This is a genomic window from Parapedobacter sp. SGR-10 (assembly GCF_011030405.1).
In the GTDB taxonomy this organism is placed as follows: Bacteria; Bacteroidota; Bacteroidia; order Sphingobacteriales; family Sphingobacteriaceae; genus Sphingobacterium.
The window spans coordinates 101872-124533 of record NZ_JAAJTJ010000010.1 but is presented as its reverse complement, the minus strand read 5'-3'; the positions used below and the strand labels follow the sequence as shown (position 1 = coordinate 124533).

The 22662-nt window shown below is 42.1% G+C and carries 22 protein-coding genes and 3 tRNA genes; 13 read left to right on the top strand and 12 right to left on the bottom strand.

What is annotated here, in order from left to right:
• Positions 1–26 precede the first annotated feature (26 nt).
• From rplI to rpsF, 3 genes are read right to left on the bottom strand one after another with little or no spacing between them, the layout of a single operon-like run.
• Positions 27–470, bottom strand: a complete 444-nt coding sequence (gene rplI, locus G5B00_RS09725; protein WP_163874166.1) for a 50S ribosomal protein L9 — start codon at positions 468–470, stop codon at positions 27–29.
• Positions 471–483: 13 nt separating this feature from the next.
• Positions 484–747 (bottom strand): 30S ribosomal protein S18, encoded by a 264-nt coding sequence (gene rpsR, locus G5B00_RS09720; protein WP_163874163.1) that lies wholly within the window; start codon positions 745–747, stop codon positions 484–486.
• Positions 747–1115, bottom strand: a complete 369-nt coding sequence (gene rpsF, locus G5B00_RS09715; RefSeq protein WP_163874160.1) for a 30S ribosomal protein S6 — start codon at positions 1113–1115, stop codon at positions 747–749. The genes rpsR and rpsF overlap by 1 nt, the downstream gene beginning before the upstream one ends.
• Positions 1116–1326: 211 nt before the next feature.
• On the opposite strand from rpsF, the gene G5B00_RS09710 reads away from it, so the two are divergent.
• The 5 genes from G5B00_RS09710 (at position 1327) to G5B00_RS09690 (ending at position 6141) form a co-directional block, all read left to right on the top strand.
• Complete coding sequence (locus G5B00_RS09710) at positions 1327–1887, top strand: Crp/Fnr family transcriptional regulator (protein WP_163874157.1); 561 nt, start codon at positions 1327–1329, stop codon at positions 1885–1887.
• A gap of 83 nt (positions 1888–1970) precedes the next feature.
• Positions 1971–3362, top strand: coding sequence for a TolC family protein (locus G5B00_RS09705; RefSeq protein WP_163874154.1), 1392 nt, complete (start codon positions 1971–1973; stop codon positions 3360–3362).
• A gap of 3 nt (positions 3363–3365) precedes the next feature.
• Positions 3366–4331, top strand: a complete 966-nt coding sequence (locus G5B00_RS09700) for an HlyD family secretion protein (protein WP_163874151.1) — start codon at positions 3366–3368, stop codon at positions 4329–4331.
• A gap of 43 nt (positions 4332–4374) precedes the next feature.
• The gene (locus G5B00_RS09695) at positions 4375–5526 is read left to right on the top strand and encodes an ABC transporter permease (RefSeq protein WP_163874148.1); all 1152 of its coding nucleotides are present in this window, start codon (positions 4375–4377) and stop codon (positions 5524–5526) included.
• 57 nt (positions 5527–5583) lie between these two features.
• Positions 5584–6141, top strand: coding sequence for a GNAT family N-acetyltransferase (locus G5B00_RS09690; RefSeq protein WP_163874145.1), 558 nt, complete (start codon positions 5584–5586; stop codon positions 6139–6141).
• Between the two features lie 199 nt (positions 6142–6340).
• Here the strand turns inward: G5B00_RS09690 and G5B00_RS09685 are convergent, their stop codons facing one another.
• The 3 genes from G5B00_RS09685 to G5B00_RS09675 form a co-directional block, all read right to left on the bottom strand.
• On the bottom strand, positions 6341–6895 hold the full coding sequence (locus tag G5B00_RS09685; protein ID WP_163874143.1) for a NifU family protein: 555 nt from the start codon (positions 6893–6895) through the stop codon (positions 6341–6343).
• Between the two features lie 102 nt (positions 6896–6997).
• Positions 6998–8347 (bottom strand): adenylosuccinate lyase, encoded by a 1350-nt coding sequence (gene purB / locus G5B00_RS09680; protein ID WP_163874140.1) that lies wholly within the window; start codon positions 8345–8347, stop codon positions 6998–7000.
• Positions 8348–8468: 121 nt separating this feature from the next.
• Positions 8469–8672 (bottom strand): DUF4348 domain-containing protein, encoded by a 204-nt coding sequence (locus G5B00_RS09675; protein WP_163874137.1) that lies wholly within the window; start codon positions 8670–8672, stop codon positions 8469–8471.
• Positions 8673–9007: 335 nt separating this feature from the next.
• Between G5B00_RS09675 and G5B00_RS09670 the strand changes: the two genes are divergently transcribed.
• Both G5B00_RS09670 and G5B00_RS09665 read left to right on the top strand, forming a co-directional pair.
• On the top strand, positions 9008–10357 hold the full coding sequence (locus G5B00_RS09670; RefSeq protein WP_163874134.1) for an acyl-CoA dehydrogenase family protein: 1350 nt from the start codon (positions 9008–9010) through the stop codon (positions 10355–10357).
• A gap of 203 nt (positions 10358–10560) precedes the next feature.
• Positions 10561–11358, top strand: coding sequence for a M48 family metallopeptidase (locus tag G5B00_RS09665; protein WP_163874131.1), 798 nt, complete (start codon positions 10561–10563; stop codon positions 11356–11358).
• Between the two features lie 64 nt (positions 11359–11422).
• Here the strand turns inward: G5B00_RS09665 and yidC are convergent, their stop codons facing one another.
• Complete coding sequence (gene yidC / locus G5B00_RS09660; protein ID WP_163874128.1) at positions 11423–13231, bottom strand: membrane protein insertase YidC; 1809 nt, start codon at positions 13229–13231, stop codon at positions 11423–11425.
• A 36-nt stretch (positions 13232–13267) separates the two neighbouring features.
• Complete coding sequence (locus G5B00_RS09655; protein WP_163874125.1) at positions 13268–14875, bottom strand: CTP synthase; 1608 nt, start codon at positions 14873–14875, stop codon at positions 13268–13270.
• Positions 14876–15120: 245 nt separating this feature from the next.
• On the opposite strand from G5B00_RS09655, the gene G5B00_RS09650 reads away from it, so the two are divergent.
• Together G5B00_RS09650 and G5B00_RS09645 are read left to right on the top strand one after the other, a co-directional pair.
• Positions 15121–16134 (top strand): hypothetical protein, encoded by a 1014-nt coding sequence (locus G5B00_RS09650; protein ID WP_163874122.1) that lies wholly within the window; start codon positions 15121–15123, stop codon positions 16132–16134.
• 229 nt (positions 16135–16363) lie between these two features.
• Positions 16364–16951: a restriction endonuclease gene (locus G5B00_RS09645; protein WP_163874119.1), complete on the top strand. Its 588-nt coding sequence runs from the start codon at positions 16364–16366 to the stop codon at positions 16949–16951.
• A 91-nt stretch (positions 16952–17042) separates the two neighbouring features.
• Here G5B00_RS09645 and G5B00_RS09640 read toward each other — a convergent pair.
• Positions 17043–17116 (bottom strand) — tRNA-Pro (locus G5B00_RS09640).
• A gap of 429 nt (positions 17117–17545) precedes the next feature.
• On the opposite strand from G5B00_RS09640, the gene rplS reads away from it, so the two are divergent.
• From rplS to G5B00_RS09625, 3 genes are all read left to right on the top strand, one after another.
• Positions 17546–17893, top strand: a complete 348-nt coding sequence (gene rplS, locus G5B00_RS09635; RefSeq protein WP_163874116.1) for a 50S ribosomal protein L19 — start codon at positions 17546–17548, stop codon at positions 17891–17893.
• Between the two features lie 387 nt (positions 17894–18280).
• Positions 18281–18880: a ferritin-like domain-containing protein gene (locus G5B00_RS09630; protein WP_163874113.1), complete on the top strand. Its 600-nt coding sequence runs from the start codon at positions 18281–18283 to the stop codon at positions 18878–18880.
• A 103-nt stretch (positions 18881–18983) separates the two neighbouring features.
• Positions 18984–19238, top strand: a complete 255-nt coding sequence (locus G5B00_RS09625) for a hypothetical protein (protein ID WP_163874110.1) — start codon at positions 18984–18986, stop codon at positions 19236–19238.
• Between the two features lie 175 nt (positions 19239–19413).
• Here G5B00_RS09625 and G5B00_RS09620 read toward each other — a convergent pair whose 3' ends face one another.
• The 3 genes from G5B00_RS09620 to G5B00_RS09610 form a co-directional block, all read right to left on the bottom strand.
• Positions 19414–19884, bottom strand: a complete 471-nt coding sequence (locus G5B00_RS09620) for a PA2169 family four-helix-bundle protein (protein WP_163874106.1) — start codon at positions 19882–19884, stop codon at positions 19414–19416.
• A 228-nt stretch (positions 19885–20112) separates the two neighbouring features.
• A tRNA-Leu gene (locus G5B00_RS09615) sits at positions 20113–20198 on the bottom strand.
• 5 nt (positions 20199–20203) lie between these two features.
• A tRNA-Gly gene (locus G5B00_RS09610) sits at positions 20204–20276 on the bottom strand.
• 167 nt (positions 20277–20443) lie between these two features.
• Between G5B00_RS09610 and G5B00_RS09605 the strand changes: the two genes are divergently transcribed.
• Positions 20444–22630 carry a glucoamylase family protein gene (locus tag G5B00_RS09605; protein ID WP_163874102.1) on the top strand — a complete coding sequence of 729 codons (2187 nt, stop codon included), beginning with the start codon at positions 20444–20446 and terminating at the stop codon, positions 22628–22630.
• Positions 22631–22662 lie beyond the last annotated feature (32 nt).

Below are 22662 nucleotides of genomic sequence, written 5' to 3'. Positions count from 1 at the left end.
TTTATATTTTGGTGCTAAATATAATTTTATTCAGCGACAACTTCGAAAGGAACCTGAACTTTTACTTCTTTGTGCAAGTTTAGGTTTGCTACGTATTCACCCAGTGTTTTAGGCTCTGTTTCGAATGTGATACGGCGACGGTCTACGTCAAAGCCTTGTGCTTTCAAAGCTTCTGCAATTTGGATACTGTTTACTTTACCGAAGATCTTGCCGGTTTCACCAGCTTTAGCGCCGATAGTAAGTTTTGCGCTTTCCAATTTGCTAGCCAATTCCGTAGCGTCTTTTTTGATTTTCTCTTGTTTGAACTGAGCCTGTTTGATGTTCTCAGCCAATACTTTTTTTGCCGATGGCGTAGCCAATATAGCGAATCCTTGAGGAATAAGGTAGTTGCGTCCGTAACCGGGTTTTACTACTACGATATCGTCTTTTTCGCCAAGGTGCTTGACATCTTGTTTTAATATAAGTTCCATTATCGTATCCTCCTTATTTTAATGAATCAGTTACGTAAGGCAATAGGCCGATGATACGCGCGCGTTTTACGGCTTGTGCTACTTTACGTTGAAATTTTGCTGATGTACCTGTAAGACGACGAGGAAGGATTTTGCCTTGCTCATTGACAAACTTCAACAGGAAGTTGGCGTCTTTGTAATCGATATACTTGATACCGTTCTTTTTGAAACGGCAGTATTTTTTACGGTTGTCCTCCACTTTGGGGGCGGTTACGTATTGGATATTGTCGTTTGCCATTAGTTTGCTACCTCCTCAGTTTTAGTTTCAGCTTTTTTGTTGAATGCACCGCTACGTTTCTTTTCATTGTATGCGATAGCATGTTTGTCCAATGAAATGGTTAGGAAACGCATCACACGTTCGTCACGCTTGTATTCAAGCTCTAATTTTTTGATTAATTCACCCGGAGCCTTGAATTCAGTTAAGTGATAGAATCCAGTTGTTTTTTTCTGGATTGGATACGCTAATTTTTTCAAACCCCAATTATCTTCTGCGATAATTTCGGCTCCGCCTTCTGTAAGGATAGTTTTGAATTTGGCAATAGCCTCTTTTGCGACCTCCTCTGAAAGCAACGGGGTAAGAATGATGACAGATTCGTACTGTTGCATTTTTGTGTTATAAATTTTATTTAACTAAACAATTCCGCATTTACGGAAGTGCAAAGGTAGGAAGAAAAGTAAAAAATAAAAAGTAAAAAGTGAAAAACTTTTAAGGTAAAGATGGAGGTCGTCTCCTGTTTTTGCTGGAAACAAACATAGGAGACATTTTTTTTCATATCTCTACAAAATAACTTACTTTAGGTATTGCAAAACGATTGGTATGAACCTAATAGATTACTTAAAACAGGAATATAAGATTGACGAGGATCTGGAAATCTTCTTTGATTCGATCACAGAAACCAAAGAATACCAGAAAGGGGAGGTTGTCTTTGAGCCGGGAAACTATTTGAAACATATCTATTTTATAGAGAGTGGCTTTGCCCGTGTTTTTTATTTCAAGAACAAAAAAGACGTTACCCATTATTTCTTTGCTCCACAGACGTTGAGTACAGCTGTCGAAAGCGTGATGTACCACAAGCCGAGTTATGTGGGCTTTCAGGCATTGGTACCCTCGCGGATAAGTATATTTCCCTTTGCGCCGATAAAGGAGTTGGCCGAGACCAATATTACGGTCAACCAGATTATCCAAAAGATACTGTTGGATATGCTGATAGCTTTTTCCAAACGTTTTTACCGGAGCCAATTTGAAACCGCACACGAACGTTATCAATCGTTGATTGCCGAGAATCCTGAATTGTTTCAGCATGTGTCCTTGGGGCATATTGCATCTTATTTGGGGATTTCACAGCAGACGCTATCCGTGATACGGGGGATGAAGTGATGTGCTTTTTTAAGATATCTGAAAATTTATTTGAAAGATAAGTCGCAATTTTGTCCTGTTAAAAATAGAAAATGTCAAAAGGTATGAAGAAGTTGTTCCGTTATTTTGCTTTCGTATCGGCTTTTGTGGCGGGAGGAAGTGTTGGCTTGTATGCCCAGCAACCGTTCGATGCTTTTAAGACACCTGTCCAACAGGCTGTCGTACACAACAAATCCTTGCAAAACTCGATCTTAGAAAACCAAAAGACCCTTTTAGATAAAGAGATGGTTCAAGGTAAATTATTGCCTATCCTTACGGCGAATGCAGGTTACGGCTATCTGCATTCGGGTTTTGATTTGGATCTGCCTACCCAACAGTTGCCTTTGACCGGGATCAATCTGTTTGAAGGGTCGCAAAAAGGCACGGTCTCTACGCAGGTAGGCCTCGCCGGAGTTACAGCCAAACAAGTTATTTTTAGTGGCTTGCAGATTACCAACGGAAAGAAAGCTTTGGAGCATAAGGCCAAAGCACAGGAATTGATGACGGAGGCAGGTTATGATCAGTTGGCACAGGAAGTGATTCTTTCCTTTGATCAACTGATGTTGCTGAGGGAGATAGATCTGCTGATCGAGGATTCGGACAAGCGATTGCGCAAAGAGCACCAAAAGGTAGTCAAGGCGATAGAAAATGGTTTTGCGATTCCTTACGATAGGGATAAAATCAAATTGGCTATGTTGGAGTTGGAGAGTAAAAAGGCGGAAGTGCAGAGCAATCGTGAGCTGTTATACTATAAGCTCGAAGAGTTGACCGGATTGCCCCAGCAGGAACTGCATTCGATATCCTATACTTTGTCTGAAATCGTATTGGGCGGCGAGGAAGCTATGCAAATGAACAGAAAGGAATTGCAGGCGTTGGAGGCTTCGCAAAAAGCTTTTGAATATGTCTTGAAGAAAGAAAAAGGTGCGCAACTTCCGATGCTATTTGCTTTTGGAAATGTATCGTATGTCAATGCGTTTGGTACGGATATGACTTTGCAGGATATACCCCATATTGGAGATGTGAAGATGTCTAGCAACCATTTTCGTGCCTTTCCTGGCTATGCCGTGGGTGTGGGGATGAAGTGGAATATATTTGAAGGAAAGGCGCATAAATCATCTATAGAAAAGGCTCGTTTGGATTTACAGATCAATGCCAACAAACTGGATGATACACGTGAAAAACTGTCGTTACTCCAACGAAAGACCAAATCGGACTACGAATTGGCTTTGAAAAAAATAGCTGTCAACCAACAACAGGTCACGATCGCTAAAAATAATATGCGATTGGCATCCCGCCAGTTTGAAGAAGGCTTGTTGGATGTGACAGAACGGTTGGAGGCTGAAAATGAGTATTACAAGCATTCGTTGAGTTATTTCAACCAGATATTGAGCCAGCGAAGCATGGCCACTGAACTATTGAAAGCAAACGGGAATCTTTATCAGACAATAATGCAATAAATCATGAAAAAAGCACTATATATTCTAGGTACATTCATTTTATTCCAAAGCTGTTCAAATCGCACAGCAAATTACAAATCTTTTGAAGGAAAGATCGAGCGTGATCAGTTGTCGGTCACGACTAAAGTGCCTGGCAAAGTACACCGTATATTGATCGAAGAAGGACAGTTTGTCCAGAAGGGAGATACACTGCTGATCTTGGAATTGCCGGAGGTCGATGCAAAATCCCTTCAGGCTCAGGGTGCATTGGAATCCGCGCAGGCACAGTATGAGATGGCCTTGAAAGGAGCGACAGATGGCCAGTTGGTACAATTGAACGCTAAAGTCGATGGGCTGAAAGAGCAATACGATTTTGCCCAAAAATCATTGGATCGTATGCGCAACCTATTGGCGGATTCGTTGGTCTCTCAACAGAAATACGATGAGGTGTATGCCAAATACCAAGGGGCAAAAAACCAATACCTTGCTGCTCAGGCCGAGTTGGCCGATGTGAAACATGGGGCACGTGTCGAGCAGCAAAAAATGGCTTTGGGACAGAAAGAACGTGCGTTGGGAGCTGTTTCCGAAGTTAACATAGCGGCCCGGGAGCGCTTTGTGCTGGCTCCACAGGATATGACTGTCGAAACTATCAATTTGAAGATTGGCGAATTGGCCTTAGCAGGTTATAGTCTGGTGTCCGGATATATAGAGGAGGGTGCCTATTTTCGCATGACCGTACCGGAAAGCAAGGTTAAGGATTTTGCGAAAGGAACACAAAAAGATGTGACGATCCCTTATCTGGACAACAAGAAGATAGTGACTGTGGTCGAGACCATCAAACCGTTGAGCTCGTATGCGAATATCAGCACGGCATATCCTGATTTTGAGCAGCAGGAAACCTTATTTGAGGTTCGTTTGAAGCCGGTTCGTAAGGACGAGAGCAAAGAGCTGTTGACCAAAGCAACTTTCGTTATCAGCGACGGACAATAACAGGTATGAGGTCTGTATGAATTGCAATTGAAAAAATATTCTAATGAAAAATTTTTGGAATCTGATCAAACGAGAGTTTGCGTTATTCTATCAGAACAAAGTTTTGCTTATTTTATTCTTGGGCGCACCGATCCTATACGGCGTATTGGTGGGTAATGTATATAAGCAGGGTAAGGTCACACATTTACCTATAGTCGTCGTCGATGAGGATCGTAGCCCATTGAGCCGTCAACTGATTGATATGTTCAACGAGAGTGAGGTCATCTACGTTTCGGATGTACTGCCGGATGCGTTCAAGGCCAACGAAACGGCAATGAAAAGTGAAGCTACGGTCGTCGTACATATACCGCGTGGTTTTGCATCGGATGTCAATTACAACCGGAGTACGGAGTTGACCTTATTTGTCAATGCTTCCAATACACTGACCTCCAACTATGCCATGATGGCGGTCAATGTATGTGCCGGAACATTGAAAGCAGGGATTCAGATCAAGGCACAGGAGAAAAAGGGAGTACCGGCCTACATAGCTTCACAGCAGTACGAGCCTTTTAAGACGACCATTATCAGACAGCATATCCGTAGTGGAAACTATCTGTATTTCATGTTGCCTGGTGTATTGCTTACGGTGCTGCAACAGGTCATGATGTTGGGATTGGCGCTGAGCTTTGCCTCGGAATTTGAACGCGGCACGTTTAAGGAACTGGTGGATAGGTCCTCCAATGTATTTGTCTTGATTCTGATCAAGATCATGCCTTACCTGTTGATGTCCATTGGTATCTACGCATTGTATTATGGTTACTCCGTTTATTACAGGATGCCGCTGCATGTTGAGGGTTTTGCCTTTTGGGGAGCTTCTATATTATTTCTGCTAGCAGTGTGTTTTATCGGTATTTTGGTTAGTATAGCTATTCCCAGTCAACTCAAGGCGACCGAAATCCTAATGGTCATCGCGACACCATCATTTATCATCAGCGGATTTACGTGGCCTCTGAGCCAAATGCCAACATGGGTCGTGTATATAGCGGATATGATCCCGTTGACGCATTATTTGCAGATCTTCCGGACGATGCTCATTGAAGGAGGTGCAGCTGAATATGTGCGAGGATCTATATGGGGGCTAGCTATCATTGCTATTGTCACTTTTGTGGCATCGGTTGTGTTGTTGCAGATGAAGATTAGGAAGGTAAAATCGTAGAGACGCAATTAATCGCGTCTCTATATTTTTTTATAATTTTTTTGTTCTTTTGGGAATATGTTGGACAAATTACAGCTAAGAAAAGCAAAAGCGGAGGAGGTGGATACCATTTGGCCGCTTTTCGAACAGGGTATTGAGAAGCGTAGACAGGAGGGAAGTACGCAGTGGCAGGACGGATACCCCAATCCGCAAACTATAGCAAATGATATCTACCACGGTCATGGATATGTATGCGTAGATGAAGGGGACGAAATAGTCGGCTATGTAGCCTTGATTTTTGATGTTGAGCCTGCATATGACATCATAGAGGGTGAATGGCTGACAACAGGGACATATGCTGTCATACACAGGGTCATCGTATCACAGCACAAGAAAATCAAAGGATTGGCCAGTTGGATCATGTTGGCGTTGGAGCCTCTCTGCCAGGCCCGGCATGTGTACAGCATCAAAGCAGATACTAATTATGATAATGCAGGCATGCTTCGTGTTTTCGAAAAAACAGGGTACACGTATTGTGGAATTGTCTATTTGAGAGGAAATCCCAGACAGGCATTTGAGAAGGTTCTTTTAGGACGAGACTGTCGGAAAAAAGTAATTATGCCACGAAGTCACTAAGACACGAAGGAAAAACCAATACTTTGTACCCTAGTGACAGGGCAAAAATCAGTCACAAGCACCGCTTTGTTCATACCTGTGCCAGATGCGGCAGAATGGTAGTCTGGAGACCACCATCATGAAAAAGTCCTTAGACACCCTACGGAAGTCTAAGGACAATGAGATTTTAAACCATGAGCTCTAAAGCTAAAGGCTATTTTTACATCGCTTCGGCGACGACTTCTTCCACTTCGGGAACCATGCGCTTCAGCAAGCCTTCAATACCGGCTTTGAGTGTAATTGTTGAAGAGGGACAACCGCTGCATGAACCTTTTAAGATGACGGTCACAACCCCATCATCAAAAGATTTGTAGGAGATCGCCCCACCATCCTGTTCTACGGCGGGACGTACGTAATCGTGAAGGACCTGCTGGATCTTTTTTTCAGTATCTGTACCTTCGAAATTGACTGAGTCATCTGCCACCACTTCTTTTACTTTCAATTCGGATTCGACCGCACCTTTGACAAACTCTTTCAGGATAGCCTCGATATCTTCCCATGCCACATTATCTGTTTTGGTAATGGTCACGAAATTGCTGGCAAAAAATACACCATTAACAAAATTGAATTTGAATAATTCCCTTGCGAAAGGTGATTCTTGCGCTTTTTCCCGATCAGGATAGTCTACACTTCCATTGATCAAAAGCTTGTTGACCAAGAATTTCATCGTTGCGGGATTAGGTGTCGCTTCAGTATATACGTTGATAGTAGCCATTTTTAGTATTTAGACTTTTAGTATTTAGTATTTAAACATTTGCCTCCTGCCTACAAATATACATCAATTGTTTTTTAACGCTCGTCATCTACACGTCAAAGCTTACCATGTGACTCCTGTGTAGTTCCACGGTGTGACGGCTTTGATCTCATTTTTGACGTCTTCGCTGATGTTCAGTCCATCGACGAATATTGCAATAGTCTCTTGGGTGACATGTGTATTGGTGCGTGTCAGATCTTTCAGTGCTTCGTACGGCTTTGGATAGCCTTCTCGGCGCAGGATAGTCTGTATCGCTTCGGCTACGACAGCCCAATTGTTTTCCAGGTCCTTTTGTAGGGCAGATTTGTTTAGGATCAGTTTGCGGAGTCCTCTCAACGTAGATTTGAGTCCGATCAGCGTATGGGCAAATGGTACACCGATGTTGCGCAGTACCGTAGAATCCGTTAAATCTCTCTGTAGCCTTGAGATAGGCAGCTTCGCCGCCAAATGCTCGAAGAGCGCGTTGGCCATGCCAAAGTTTCCTTCTGCGTTTTCAAAGTCTATCGGATTTACCTTGTGTGGCATAGCGGATGAACCGACCTGCCCGGCCGTAATCTTTTGCTTGAAATAGTCCATCGATATGTAGGTCCATATATCACGACACAGGTCTATCAATATGTTGTTGATTCGTTTGAGGGTATCGCAACTTGCTGCAAAGCTGTCGTAATGCTCAATCTGTGTGGTGGTTTGCGAACGGTATAGCCCCAGTGTATTATTGACAAAATTGTTGCCGAATGTTACCCAATCTTGTCCGGGATATGCCACATGGTGCGCGTTGAAATTGCCCGTAGCTCCACCGAATTTTGCGGCGTATGGTACCTGATTCAATAGTGACAATTGCTTTTGGATGCGTTCGGTAAATACCTTGATCTCTTTGCCCAAACGGGTGGGAGAGGCCGGCTGTCCATGTGTTCTGGCCAGCAACGCGATGTCTTTCCATTCGGTTGCCAAGCTATCCAATTCAGTAGTGACTTCTTGCAATGCGGGAAGGTAGGCTTTGTGTATCGCCTCTTTCCACGAATAGGGGATCGCTGTATTGTTGATGTCTTGTGAGGTCAGTCCGAAATGGATAAATTCCAAAAAGGCATTCAATCCCAGTTTTTCGAACCTGTCTTTTAAAAAATACTCGACTGCTTTGACATCGTGGTTAGTTACCTTCTCGGTGTCCTTGATCCATTGGGCATCGGCTGTCGAAAAATCCCGATAAATGGCCCTTAGCTGCTCGGCTACGCTGTTGTCAAAATCTGCCAGTTGGGGAATTTTAGAGTCAGCCAAGGCAATGAAGTATTCCACTTCGACGAGGACGCGATATCTTATTAAAGCGAATTCCGAAAAGTAAGCCGATAATTCTTTTGTGGTATTGTGGTATCGTCCGTCTATTGGGCTGACGGCTGTCAAAGCTGATAAAGTCATGTTAGAAAATTTTGTTACAAAAATAGGAAAATGAGTGGCTCAACGCAATTGTTTGTGAAATAAAAAAAGCCTGTGTTTGATAAAAACACAGGCTTTACGAGTATCAAAACTCTTTATCGGATTACTGTACGTTGTTAGCAGCAGAATCGATAGCAGCTTCAGCTGAATCAGCAACAGTGTTGATAGAGTCAGTCAAAACTTCAGCAACTGAATCTACAACTTCTTTCAAAGAATCTGCAGTTTCTTCAGTTTTAGTTTGGTTACCACCACAAGAAGCAACTGTCAAAGCAAATGCTAAAAATCCGAATGCGAATAAATTTTTCATTTTTTTCTAATTTTCTGTTTAATTGAAACAAATATGTTTTTATACCCTTTAATACCGGGAAACCCAAAAGGTAACCCAAAAAATAAATATTTTTTGTTTTTGTGTATAACTACCTGTATTACAGTGTTATGAAATTTAAAAATATTTGTTTAGGTTGCAAATATAGGATAGTTTTATGGAAATACAAGGATAAAAAACTAAATTGGAATGGAAATGTTGTTATAGTTGTAGTCAGTTGTTGGCGCACGAATCCTTTCGTGTGCCTGTATTTTGAGCACACGAAAGGATTCGTGCGCTAGCGATATAACGGCAGTCATTTAAAAAAAATAATAGAAATGCTGAAAAAACTAAAAAGTATCATCCATCTGCTGAAATCGATTGATTTTGAACAGGTCGAGAAAATATCAAAAAAAGTAGATCTGGGTGAGGTGTTGGGAGCCGTCTCCAAAATGGATGAAAAGCAGTTGCAGATGGCCATGAAGATGCTGACATCGGGCAAGAAGAAAAAAGATCCTCCCCCTATCAATGCAGATTTTTATGCGGTGGAAGAAAGGCTGTCTCCGGAAGATCGGGCATTGCAATTGAAGGTACGGGCCTTTTTGGAGAGCGAGGTCAAACCGATTGTCAACAAATATTGGCTACGGGATGAATTTCCCTTTGAATTGATCCCTAAATTGGCGGAACTGGATATCTGTGGCTATGTGTACGAAGGCTATGGCTGCGCTGGTGGGACGTCCCTAATGGATGGGATCATTGCTAGCGAATTTGGCCGTGTCGATCCGTCCATTGCAACTTTTTTGGGTGTACAAAGTGGATTGGCAATGGGTTCGATCTATATGTGTGGTTCGGAAGAACAGAAACAGGAGTGGCTCCCTCCCATGCAAAAGCTTCAAAAGATAGGTGCCTTTGGGTTGACCGAGCCGCTGGTCGGTTCGGGAACTGCAGGAGGTCTCACGACAACATGCAAACGATCCGGTAAAGATTGGATATTGAACGGTCAGAAAAAATGGATCGGAAACTCTACGTTTTCAGATATGACTATTATCTGGGCGCGAGATCTGGATGATGGGCAGGTCAAAGGTTTTATCGTACGCAAGGAAAATCCGGGTTTCCAAGTGGAAAAGATCAAGGACAAGATGGCGTTGCGGATTGTGCAGAATGGATTGATTACCTTGACGGATTGCTTGGTGCCCGAATCGGATCGTCTGCCACATGCGCAGACCTTTAAGGATACGGCTAAAGTATTGCAGATGACACGTGCAGGGGTGGCTTGGATGGCTGTGGGCTGTGCACGTGGGGCATATGAAAATGCGCTGGAATACACATTACATCGTGAACAGTTTGGTAAACCGATTGCGTCTTTCCAACTCATACAAAACCATTTGGTAGAAATGCTGTCCAATCTGACAGCTATGCAGACTCTGGTGTTCCGGCTTTCCGAGTTGCAGGATGAGGGTAAATTGAAGGATGAGCATGCGTCTTTAGCGAAAGTGTTCTGTACCTTGCGGACGCGTGACATTGTGTCGAGGGCGCGTGAAGTCATGGGAGGGAATGGTATCTTGCTAGAATACAATGTTGCCCGTTTTCTTGCCGATGCGGAGGCCATTTATTCGTATGAAGGGACTAAGGAAATCAATTCGTTGATCGTAGGACGTAGTATCACGGGGTATAGTGCTTTTGTATAGTAGGTAAGTATTGCGATCCCGACATCGGGACAAGTGATGCGTATAGCGTATTGAGATAAAAGAGCAAAGAACAAGGATACCCCTCAGTCCTTGTTCTTTGCTCCTTATTCTTTGTTCTTTCTTAAGGATTAGGTCTTTCATCCTTGTTCCGGTAAGTTTGGTATATTTATTGTAACAGATTTGTTAAACACTAATTATATCATATGACACTAAGAAAAACACTATTAGCACTGGCTCTTGTAGGCTCAGGTGTTGTAGCGGCTCACGCTCAGATCAAAATCAACACGAAATCCATCGGTTCGGCAGCAAAAGCCGTAAAAGCAGCGACACTATCTAATGATGATGTGATCGCTTATACGAAAGAATATATCACATGGATGGATGAGCATAATCCGGTAGCACCTGCTGATCATGAATTGGCAAAGCGTTTGCAAAAATTGACCGGGAACCTTTCCAATTATGATGGACAACAATTGAATTTTAAGGTATATCTAGTGCGGGATGTGAATGCTTTTGCCTGTGCTGATGGAAGTGTACGTGTGTGCGCGGGACTGATGGAAGTCATGGATGACAATGAAGTGCTCGGTGTGCTCGGTCATGAGATTGGACACGTCAAAAATCAAGATTCCAAAGATGCTTTTCGTACGGCGCTATTGACTTCGGCGCTGAAAGATGGTGTGAGTTCACAAGGAGGTACAGCAGCGACCTTGACTGATTCGCAATTGGGCGAACTTGGAGAACAGGTGGCTAACATGAGTTTTTCACGTAAGCAGGAAAGCCTTGCGGATGATTACGGATACAAATTTTTGAAGGATAATAAAGTCAATCCATGGTATATGGCGATGGCTTTTGAGCGATTGTTGGAGCTTTCGGGAGGGGCATCAGATGGAGGACTTTCAAAAAAATTGTTTTCTTCGCACCCCGATACGAAAAAACGTGTAGAAGAAATGTCTCAAAAAGCTACGAAGGATGGTTTTGAAAAACCTATAGTCAACAAATAGTTCTTTTGTTTAGACAATAATAAAGGGGGGGATGTTTTTATGCATCCCCCTTTTATTGTTTTTTTTATTTCTTTTTGCTTTGCTGTTGAGCGGCTTGTTGCTGTCTCATCATCTCTTCCATACGCGTTTGGAAAGAGGATTTTTTCTGTACTTTCGGATTCTTTTTGTTTTCTTCCAGTTTGGCCAGTATCTTCTCATCGTCAATGCTCTGACGGATGAGCACCTGGGTCAAGAATGTGAATACCGCACCCAAGAAATAATAGTAGTTCAGACCTGAGGGGAAACTGTTCAGCATAAAGAAGAATAACAACGGCATAATGTAACCTATGTATTTCATCTGATTGTTAGCTGCTGCTCCGGCTGTAGCATTGTTATACCAAGTGGTCAGCAATGTCGTAGCTGTCATGAGCACACACATCAATGAGATGTGGCCGATCCCAAAAATAGGAGAGAACGTGATTGGCGCATCATACGTGGACAGGTCTTTCATCCATAGGAAACTTTCTCCCCTCAATTCAAAAAGGTTTGGGAAGAAGAAGAAGAAAGCTATTGTAAAAGGCATCTGCAACAACATCGGCAGACAGCCTCCTAAAGGATTGACACCGGCCTGTTTGTATAGTTTCATCTGCTCTTGTTGCAACAACATAGCGTTGTCATCGCCTACCTTTTCTTTGATGACGTCCAATTGTGGCTTGAGTACACGCATCTTGGCCATGGAAAGGTATGATTTGCGTGTCAATGGGAACATGGCTCCTTTGAGCAATAGGGTCAAGATCAGGATCACGATGCCGTAACTCAAGTGGAAACCGTCCAGAAAATCAAATAGCGGTACAGTTATGAAGCGGTTGATCCAGCCCATAGGTCCCCAACCCATGTTGATGATTTTTTCGTATGATTTGTCTTCTGATTTAAGGACTTTGTATTGATTTGGTCCATAGAAGAAGTTGAATTCGTACTGATTGTTGGATTGTGTGTTGAATGCAAGTTCTGCTGTAGTTTTGTAATGCTTGACGACATTGTCTACGGTTAGGTAGGTAACGGCCAATTCTGTATTTTCCAAAGGCTGCTTGGAGGATAGGATCGAAGAGAAGAAGTGCTGTTTGAAAGCGATCCATTCTACTTTTTCTTTCTCCAATTTTTCATCATCATCACTTGTCTCTGACAGGTTGTCGATGTCGTTATCCGTGTTTTTATAGAAAATAGTGGATTTGTCACGTTCGGACTTGATGTTCGGCTCTTTCTGCAATAACGTAGATTCCCATTGCAGTAGGATACTCTTTTGTTTGATGTCGATCAGATTCTGTATTCCTACGGCTTGTATATTCAACCCCAGATTGTAGGAGTTGGGTTGTAGGGTATAGGTGTATTCCAGGTATTGATCGTCACTGTAATTGAGTCTAAATGTTGCGCTGTTGGATGTGCTATTGACCGAAGAGAAGTAAAGGTCATCGGTGTTGATATTTTGTCCTGCGGCATTGAAAAGAAAGCCAAATTTATTGTTTTCTCCTTCCACCAGATACAGAGGTGTGCCATCAAAATTGGTTTCTTCTTTGAGTTGTACCTTTTTTACTTTTCCTCCTTTGGTTGTGATTTCTGCTTTGATCAATTCGTTTTCTAACGTGACAAATCTTTCGTCTCCGCTTTTGGATCCGCCAAAGGGTTTGGAGAGGTCGACAGAGTCTACCGTAGCGATTGTCGTATTACCGGGCTGGTTATTTGCCGATGTGTCTACTATCCCTTCTCTTACCTTTTTGAGAGAGTCCTGTAAAGCTTGCTCCTGTTTGATTTCTTGTTCGGAAGGCTTCATTAGGTAAAAGGAACCTGCAAAGATCACAAAGATGAGTACTAGTCCTATGATATTATTTCTATCCATTTAAAAAGAGTTAATTTCGATATTAAAGTTTTTTGATCACTGATTTTTATAAGCTATTGCTGCAGCTACAAAGCTGACAAAGAGTGGGTGGGGATTGGCTACGGTAGATTTCAATTCCGGATGGAACTGTCCGGCGACGAAGAACGGATGGTCTTTCAGTTCGACAATCTCAACCAATCCTGTCTTGGGATTCAAACCCGATGCCACCATTCCTGCTTTTTCGTAATCTTTTAAGTAGGCATTGTTGAATTCGTAGCGGTGGCGATGGCGTTCGGAAATTTTTGCTTTGCCATATATGGCAAAAGCCTTTGTACCTTTCTTGATGTCGCAATCGTAAGCACCCAAGCGCATCGTACCTCCCATATTTTTGATGTTTTTTTGTTCTTCCATCAGGTTGATGACCGGGTTTGGCGTGTTGGCATCCATTTCGTAGCTGTTTGCATCTTTAAGGTGAAGTACATTGCGTCCAAACTCGATGACGGCACACTGCATGCCCAAGCATATCCCGAAGAAAGGTATTTTGTTTTCGCGGACATATTTTATGGTACTCAATTTTCCTTCTAAGCCGCGTTCTCCAAACCCTGGAGCAACCAGTACACCATGCAATCCTTTGAGCTTGTCGGCTACATTGTTTTCGTTGATACTTTCGGCCGCGATGAATTTGACTTTTACCCTGCTCTCATTGGTGGATCCAGCGTGTATAAAGGCTTCTGATATAGATTTATAAGCATCGGGAAGCTCGACATATTTGCCAACCAAACCGATATTTATCTCTGTGGTCGGGTTTTTCAGACGACCAAGGAATGCTTTCCAGTTTTCTAGGTTAGGCTCGTTTTTGGTCGAAAGCTTCAGTTTCGTCAGTACGGTCTTGTCCAGCTGTTCTTTGAGCATGAGCAAAGGTACATCGTATATGGTAGAGGCATCGATGGACTCCACGACAGCATTGACGTTGACATTGCAGAATAAAGCCAATTTTTTGCGGATATCCTGATTCAATTTATGTTCTGTTCTGCAGACTAATATATCGGGTTGGACGCCATATTCCAATAATGTTTTGACAGAGTGTTGGGTAGGTTTGGTTTTGAGCTCTCCTGCTGCGGCAAGATAAGGTACCAAGGTCAGGTGTATGACCAACGAATCGTTGCTGCCCAATTCCCAGCGTAGCTGACGAACGGCTTCGATGAATGGAAGGGACTCGATGTCGCCCACGGTGCCACCGAGCTCAGTAATCACGATGTCGTACTCGCCCGATTGTCCAAGTAACTGCATCCTGCGTTTGATTTCGTCTGTGATATGGGGGATGACCTGTACGGTTTTGCCGAGATAGGCTCCTGCACGCTCTTGCTCGATGACGTGTTTGTATATACGTCCGGTCGTGACGTTGTTGGCCTGCGAGGTAGAAACGTTCAAGAACCGCTCATAGTGCCCCAGATCCAGGTCAGTCTCGGCACCGTCTTCGGTCACATAGCATTCTCCGTGCTCATAGGGGTTTAGTGTTCCTGGATCGATGTTGATGTAAGGGTCAAACTTTTGGATGGTAACTTTGAAGCCACGAGCTTGAAGGAGCTTTGCAAGTGATGCTGCAATAATGCCTTTTCCTAACGACGAGGTTACGCCGCCCGTAACAAAGATGTATTTTGTCATAGCAATTAATGGAATTTTCTATTGTTTTGGACCTCAAAAGAGGTTCTAAATCTGCCTTATGTACGGGATACAAAGATAGGAGTTTTTGTGGGTTTTTGAAATAAAATGTAGCAATTAAATAAAGGTGGTAGTTCCTGACAGGTTTATCCAAAAGATGGTAAAAAAACATATCTTTGGTTAAACGGATATTTTGCAGATCGTGATAATAGCTACTATCGTATAGTGAAAGTGATAAAATTTTAAGAATGAACTTACGGGGAATGAGTGATCAGGAAATTGAGTTCAACCATCTTTTTAGGGAAGAGGGTGGAATTTACAGAGGTAAAATTGTCGAACAGACTCAGTTCCATTCTATGCTGTTTCTTGCTGACAAGTTGATAGAGGGATTCAAAACATCTGAGAGAGCAAGGGATCTTGATATTTATGTGGATGTCATTGATAACTTTTCCATCAATGCCTGTGTAGGAAAGAAAGGCGAAAGGTACTATATAGGCATTAACGTAGGTGTATTGGTCTTGTTGTCCAACATGCTTTTTAGAATGTTCTCCAGCAACAGTATTTTGACAGAGGTCGGTGATGCCTCCAAAGAAAGGGTAACACGAAAGATCCATGATGCACAGATTAGAGACATTCAAACACTGCTTGATGATTTTAATGAGGACCTCACACCACAGGACGAGACTAGATTGGCCGCGGCTTCCTTTTTCTTTAAATCGATTATAGAATTCATCGTGCTCCATGAGTATGCCCACATTATAGATGGTCACATTGACTATTGCATCGATACAATACGGGTTTGTAAGTTGTTTGAGATCCAACCAACGTATGCTGTCGGTTTTGATAATCCGGTTTTTCAACAGACAATAGAATTGCAGGCGGATGACTTTGCCATTTTCGGATGTCTCCATTTGCTACATGATACGCAACTTGGAAAATTTCCCGTGAACCCGCTTTTAAAACCTTACTTCAAAGATTGGAAATCGACTTTGCAATTTTGGTATTTGCCTATTTATACTTATTTTAGGTTTTTCGGGCATCTCAATCAACCACATTCCCTAAAAAAATCTTCTCATCCTATTCCAGCCGTACGATCATACTTGGTTTTGGAGTCACTTGATCACTTTCTTGATAACGATTTTCACCTTCCCGATCATGAAGAGGTTAGCCTATCTTGTATAGAGAGTATCTTTAAGATAGAAGATACTTTTGACCAGATGTCTGAACAAGGTAAAGATCTAAAGGCGCTTGTAATCTACTGATTGGAATTCTTTAGTTTTGGGTGTAGCTAGCTAGGGTAAGATTACACGCTCCAATATAGCCTAACAGATGAAGTAATTGATTATGCAAAAATGCTCATGGATAAACGAAATGATGTCGGCGATCTGTTGAGAAGCTATTCCCCCATTGGCTGAAAGGTAGAATTTTTATATAATGATCATCTGTTAACGATAAGAGATACAGCTTTGAAAAGCAACAATGGATAATAATATGAACACAACAAAACGAGGGAACAATTTTGAAAATAGGGTATATGCTTATCTTCAAGAGGCATTAAGCCAGGACAATCTATTTGTGCCACAGAAAACCAGTAGGATTTTTCAAAAGAAAGGATATTTTTCAAGAGATAGGCAAAGCGATATAATAACTGATATTTCTATAGAAACTTCTATTCCCGGCGCAGATGAGTATAGTTTGTTGACTATAATTGAATGTAAAGGCGGTAATGGTACAATTCCGGTAGATGATATGGAAGAGTTTCATTCGAAAATTCAACAAATAGCTGGAGATAATGTCAAAGCCATCTTTGTGTCTACTTCTGCTTTACAAAAAGGTGCGCTGTCGTATGCTCAATCGAAGAAAATTGCGGTTGTCAGATTCTTACCGATGGATCAGGTGGAATGGGTCAGCTACCATATGCCCCCTAATAGGATGGAGTTTTTAAACCCAATTGAATTCAATTCCGCATTTACAAATCAAGGGCATGTGGGACGCAATAGAAGTTTCTATGGCTGTGATGAATTATCTATTTATAGTGACCTCTTTTCACTGCTCAATGGGTTTTTGAACAGAGCGTAATACAGAGGTGTGACAATGGCTAAGTTTTTGGGATAGACCTCTGAAAAATGGGCTAAAAGCAAAAAAGCCCGACTTTCGTCGAGCTTCTCGGTCGGGGTGGCAGGATTCGAACCTACGACCTCCACATCCCAAATGTGGCGCGATACCGGGCTACGCTACACCCCGAAAAGGTATCACCTTTGTTTTGTGTGGCACAAATATACGCGCAAAAATAATCGTTGTCAACAGTATGCCTATATAAAAACATTAAAACGCTGATTTATTGCGTTATAAATTTTTAACTTCGCGTTACATCCTTCGATAAGCTCTACGAGTCTATATGATGGACAACTAGAGGGAGATCGGGTAGAAATTTTTTGGACAAGTAGGCATGAAGGATGATAAGGGGTGTCTTTGCAGGTAGGTTCATAGCTCTATTGGCTTAAAATGTCAGCTATAATGTATATAATTATATCCTTTTTTTCTTATCTTTGCAGCTTCTTTGGAAAAAGGAAAAAGTATTTGTAAAAAAAACATTTTAAAAATTAAAATAAAAGCTGTAATATTGCATTCCGATTTTTACAGGACATAAATCGTTTATAATTACTCAAAATCATGGATTTAGTAAAATTTGTAGAAGAACAAGCGGTCGTAAAAAATGAAATTCCCGCTTTCAAAGCAGGAGATAACGTTAGCGTACATTATAAAATTCGCGAAGGAAATAAAGAGCGTGTTCAGGTGTACCAAGGCGTGGTTATCCAATTAAACAGTGTAGGTAGTAACGCTACTTTTACTGTCCGTAAAATCTCCAACGGTGTAGGTGTTGAACGTATTTTCCCTGTAAATTCGCCAAACATTGACAAAGTCGTGGTAAACAGCTATGGTAAAGTCCGTCGTGCAAAACTATTCTACTTGCGTGGACTTACTGGTAAAGCTGCTCGTATTCGTACGAAACGTGTATAATTATATATACATTCGTTAAGAGCATCCACTCAGAGATAGGAAAGGGGCTTTGGACATTTTTTGTCCAAAGCCCCTTTTTCAATAATAATGTGGATGTCTATTCGATTGATGGTGTAGGTTTGTAGCTTATGTCTCTTTGGGAAACCTGTGACGAAATAGAATAACTTCCTAAAAATATGTATTGGATTACCGACCCCCGAAGGTATAGTGCTTCGATAATGTTGAGAACATCCTAGCTATATACGTATTTACTAAAGATAGTGGAACGTATTTTTACGGGTTTTTATCCGACTAATACCGTTTGTATGGGAAATGGATAAACCGACTTGCTTATAGGTTGTTTATTGCATAGTGATTATGGCTGCAAAGCCCTTAAAATTTATTACTATGGCAACTACAAAAGCTTCCACAAAGACATCGTCTACAGCTACAAAAGCTAAGACAGGCATGACCGGCAAATCTTCGAATAGGGGCATGCAAAAGATAAAGGCGAAATCTGATGCAGCAAAAGATCTCCAGGATTTGTTCGAGGACGGTCTGAAAGATATCTATTGGGCAGAGAAGGAATTGCTTAAAGCGCTTCCAAAGATGGAAAAGAACGCTACTTCGGATAAACTCAAAAAAGCTATTACCCAACACATTAAAGAAACGGAGATGCACGTGCAACGTTTGGAGAAATGTTTCGAGAGTATGGGGCAAAAGGCTAAAGCCGAGAAATGTGATGCGATGGCAGGGTTGATAGAAGAAGGAAAAGGTATCATGGAGGAAACAGAAGAAGGAGCTGTGCGTGATGCCGGAATTATTGCCGCGGCACAAAAGGTAGAGCATTATGAGATTGCTACATACGGTACACTGGCGGCTTTTGCCAAAGTACTGGGTCATAAAGAAGGGTTGAAGCTGTTGTTAGAAACATTGAAGGAGGAAAAGAAATGTGATGAGTTACTGACCAGTATAGCTGACACCAATCTCAATTCGAAAGCAGAATAAATAGGAACTGATATCATAAGAGCTGCCCTCCATACAATAACAATGATTTTTATATAATATAATTTAGGTTTGCAGGGCAGTCTCTTTAGCCAATTAAGTAAATATGGAACAAGCTATTCCAGAACGCCGAATACGGATTATCAAAAGTGTGCAATCTGCTGGCGGACAGACCAGTGCCGAAGCTTTGTGTGGTGAATATCCGGATGATGATCAGGTACTCCGGGCATTTTGTGAACTGGAAGAACAGTATGCTAAGAATCCTGTATACGAGAAGTTGCATGGATTTAATGAACGCTTATCCTTGAGTTTCCGCAACAGGGATTCGAATGAAATAATAAGTTTTATGACCGAAGATTAGGTTTGGTTGATGAAGAAGATGATTTATCGGGGAAGAAGAGTCGCACGAGTGTACCTTAATTAACTTATTTTCAACAAGTTGAAAAATTGCTTAACCATAGATTTCTCGTCGTATCTCCTCGAAATGACGGCATGAAGGGCTTTTTAGACACCTCCTTGATGAGAAACCGGAAAAATTATTCCCGATCGATATTATCTCTGAGTTCCTTAATATGATCATGCGCTTGTTTTTGCAGATCCGCCTGGCTTTGAATGATAGAAAGGGTATGCATAGGTATTCCCTGGGTTTTCTGGATGACATCCTTGTATACTTTTTTAAACTCATCTTCACCACGTTCACAGCTTTCAAGTATTGCCTTGATGGTATATGGAGCAACAGCGGACTTGATCTCCATCCAGGTTCTAAACAACTTGCCGCTCGTGCGTGTATCTTGTGTAGGGAGATCTCCTTCACGTATTACCAGAGGACTTAATTCGTTTTTAAACTGAACGGACTGATCCCTGTATTTCTGAAAAATACCTTGTAATCCATAATTATTTTCGGTAGGCAATAATGTAATTGCTTTTTCGTACCCTTCTATGCGGTCATTGTTGATTTCTACCAGTTGATTCAGCAAGTCTGCTTGATCTTGATTTAAATTTTCCATGTTATCCTCCATTTTGTTTCAAGAAGGACAATTCAGATATGCTTATAGTTCGCTCAAAGGCCAAAATAGGGTATAAACACGAAGCGGATAAGTATAAATCCCGTGGGTATAAGGGTGGGGAAGAATAGCTGAATGACGATGTTATTTATGGTCGATTATGCAAAGTATATAATCACGTTAATACATACATAGAAAGGCCATCTTATCCAGACGGCCTTTTAATAACTGTACTCGGAGCGGGAATCGAACCCGCACGACCTTTAGGGGTCACGGGATTTTAAGTCCCGCGTGTCTACCAGTTCCACCATCCGAGCAACTGAGCGAAAGACGAGATTCGAACTCGCGACCCCAACCTTGGCAAGGTTGTGCTCTACCAACTGAGCTACTTTCGCTTGATGTGCTGCAAATATATGTAGAAAATTCAATAAATGAAATTTTTAGAATCGTTTCCGCTTTTCCTACCCATAATAAGCTCAATTTGTGTAAATTAATTTTTACGTAAGGCACTAATTTACTTGATTGTGATATCTATGGTATCGTTTTTGCCTATTTTTGTACAATGAAATGGATTAAACGGCTTATTCCGGTATTATTGTTTTTGCCGCTGTATGTATCTGCGGATACCTACCCCGAAGTGGTGTTTGACAATAGTTTGATATCTGGTTCTTATGCCAGAAGCTATGTGCAATACTCTGGCAAAAGTTGGGTGGAAAATGTAAACAAGCATTTATTGGTTTCAGATACCTTGTTTTTTACACCGGGCAATGCCCTTTCCTTAAAGTATATTTCAGCGGAGGAAGGTGATTGGCGGGTGAACATTCGCTACAGTAGGCAGAAAATCCTTTATCGTGTACTTGATTCGGATTTTTTGACTTTTCGCCTGTTTATCAAATCCAATGGAACAAAACCCGAAGTCTTGCCGCAGATATCCCTCAGCCAACGGCGTATGCATATAGCCTCTGTAGATATCGCAAAGTATATTGCCGAATTCAAATACGACACTTGGCTTGTGGTCAAGATTCCGTGTAAGGATTTTAAGGGGTTGGACAATGATAAGCCGATCAGTGGTATTACGCTGTCTCAAAAAGGGGTGTCCTCCGGCGTCCATCATTTTTTTCTGGACCAAATCGAGTTTTTGCCCAAATCGTATTCGCAGGTGAAGCTGTCTTCACCGGCTGTATTGATTTCGGCTGAAGCGTACGATAAGATGGTGCATCTGAAATGGCAATTGCCCCTTACGCCCAGTATTCGGTATATTAAGATCTATCGTTCTATGGATGGCAAGGATTATGTTCCTGTGGGCATAAAACCTATACACATGCAGTCCTGTCTGGATGATGTCCCTATTATTGGCCAAAAGTATTTTTATAAACTGACTTGGTTGGACTACAACTATAATGAATCTCCATTTTCAGTAGCTAAGGAAGTGCAGACCAAGCAAATGGAAACTGCCCGGGTCCTTGATCTGATACAGTTGGCACATGTTAACTATTTTATCGAAAACTATGATGTCAACAGTGGTATGTATATGCCATATCGATTGAAGGAAAAGGCTGTAGTGTCCACAAAGGAGACAGGGGGAGCCATCCTGTCCTTGATCGTGGGGGTAGAGAGAGGGCAGATTTCCAGACAGGCTGTTTTCAATAGGCTTTCGCGAATGGTGGACTTCTTGTCAAAAGCACAGAATTACCACGGTATTTTTCCTGCTTATTTCGATGGACGGAAGGCCATGCCTGAGCATGTTTTAGGTGGGGGAAAATACGATGTTTCGGCCACTTCCTCCATCATAGAGGCTTTATTGGTTGCGCGTCAGTATTTTTCGAAGGACAATGATGAGGAATATAATCTACGAAATCGTATATCGGCTTTGTACGAGCGTATCAATTGGCCTTTGCTCACCATGCAGGATTCGAGTGAGGTATTAAGTAAAAATATTGCTGCGGACAAAGCCAATTTTGAAGATAGAAATGAGCCCATCTCAGGGCCCAACTATGCGATGAATACGTATATACTGGCTATCGGATCACCTAAGTATAATCTACCTGTTTCATCCTATACGCACTCTGTGTACCATGTGTATGATTCCGTTCGGATGGATACACTCGAAAAATTGGATATTGACGTGTACACCGATAGCCTTTCAACGGATTCCGTTGTCCAAAACCAGGTTCAAGTCCTGCGACAGATGGATACGTTGGTACGTGTTTCTGCCCTAGACACGCTTTTCAGATACGGGGAACGTGTGCTACTGGGCGATATGAAAGGGAGCCTGCTCGATCTGTACAGGCCTTTTCTCACCATCCGACCACAGATCGTATCGGATTCGATCTTTCATTGGGAAGAGATACTCAGATCTTATGCCCACTTTGTCAAACGTAGGGATAATGAATTGGGGGTAGGAGTCAATGATAGCGATATTTGGGGCTTCTATCAATATGGAAGAGGCGAAGGTAATTTTAGGATCAATCCGGTTATCGGCCCATCTTCTATCATCGTGGATAGACAGATCGGGGAAGGAGCTTTACTGGCACTATACCGCAATTTTGGCAAGAACCTGTTTACAGAATATGGGTTTAGAGCGTGGCTGGACCTCCGAAACGACGATGTGTCGGACGAGTACCTTGCCGCTAACCAGTCTACATTGGCCATTATGATCGAAAATGCGAGGACAGGGCTGATTTGGGATCTTTATACACAGATACCCGAATTGCAGTGGGCAAGGAGTAAATTGTTTGATAGCCATTAGACTTCTGAAGTTTTCAAACGGCTAGGCCTTCA

Coding starts and splice junctions, on each gene's coding strand:
- rplI (WP_163874166.1), bottom strand. CDS start 470: ATGGAACTTATATTAAAACAAGATGTCAAGCACCTTGGCGAAAAAGAC.
- rpsR (WP_163874163.1), bottom strand. CDS start 747: ATGGCAAACGACAATATCCAATACGTAACCGCCCCCAAAGTGGAGGAC.
- rpsF (WP_163874160.1), bottom strand. CDS start 1,115: ATGCAACAGTACGAATCTGTCATCATTCTTACCCCGTTGCTTTCAGAG.
- G5B00_RS09710 (WP_163874157.1), top strand. CDS start 1,327: ATGAACCTAATAGATTACTTAAAACAGGAATATAAGATTGACGAGGAT.
- G5B00_RS09705 (WP_163874154.1), top strand. CDS start 1,971: ATGAAGAAGTTGTTCCGTTATTTTGCTTTCGTATCGGCTTTTGTGGCG.
- G5B00_RS09700 (WP_163874151.1), top strand. CDS start 3,366: ATGAAAAAAGCACTATATATTCTAGGTACATTCATTTTATTCCAAAGC.
- G5B00_RS09695 (WP_163874148.1), top strand. CDS start 4,375: ATGAAAAATTTTTGGAATCTGATCAAACGAGAGTTTGCGTTATTCTAT.
- G5B00_RS09690 (WP_163874145.1), top strand. CDS start 5,584: ATGTTGGACAAATTACAGCTAAGAAAAGCAAAAGCGGAGGAGGTGGAT.
- G5B00_RS09685 (WP_163874143.1), bottom strand. CDS start 6,895: ATGGCTACTATCAACGTATATACTGAAGCGACACCTAATCCCGCAACG.
- purB (WP_163874140.1), bottom strand. CDS start 8,347: ATGACTTTATCAGCTTTGACAGCCGTCAGCCCAATAGACGGACGATAC.
- G5B00_RS09675 (WP_163874137.1), bottom strand. CDS start 8,672: ATGAAAAATTTATTCGCATTCGGATTTTTAGCATTTGCTTTGACAGTT.
- G5B00_RS09670 (WP_163874134.1), top strand. CDS start 9,008: ATGCTGAAAAAACTAAAAAGTATCATCCATCTGCTGAAATCGATTGAT.
- G5B00_RS09665 (WP_163874131.1), top strand. CDS start 10,561: ATGACACTAAGAAAAACACTATTAGCACTGGCTCTTGTAGGCTCAGGT.
- yidC (WP_163874128.1), bottom strand. CDS start 13,231: ATGGATAGAAATAATATCATAGGACTAGTACTCATCTTTGTGATCTTT.
- G5B00_RS09655 (WP_163874125.1), bottom strand. CDS start 14,875: ATGACAAAATACATCTTTGTTACGGGCGGCGTAACCTCGTCGTTAGGA.
- G5B00_RS09650 (WP_163874122.1), top strand. CDS start 15,121: ATGAACTTACGGGGAATGAGTGATCAGGAAATTGAGTTCAACCATCTT.
- G5B00_RS09645 (WP_163874119.1), top strand. CDS start 16,364: ATGAACACAACAAAACGAGGGAACAATTTTGAAAATAGGGTATATGCT.
- rplS (WP_163874116.1), top strand. CDS start 17,546: ATGGATTTAGTAAAATTTGTAGAAGAACAAGCGGTCGTAAAAAATGAA.
- G5B00_RS09630 (WP_163874113.1), top strand. CDS start 18,281: ATGGCAACTACAAAAGCTTCCACAAAGACATCGTCTACAGCTACAAAA.
- G5B00_RS09625 (WP_163874110.1), top strand. CDS start 18,984: ATGGAACAAGCTATTCCAGAACGCCGAATACGGATTATCAAAAGTGTG.
- G5B00_RS09620 (WP_163874106.1), bottom strand. CDS start 19,884: ATGGAAAATTTAAATCAAGATCAAGCAGACTTGCTGAATCAACTGGTA.
- G5B00_RS09605 (WP_163874102.1), top strand. CDS start 20,444: ATGAAATGGATTAAACGGCTTATTCCGGTATTATTGTTTTTGCCGCTG.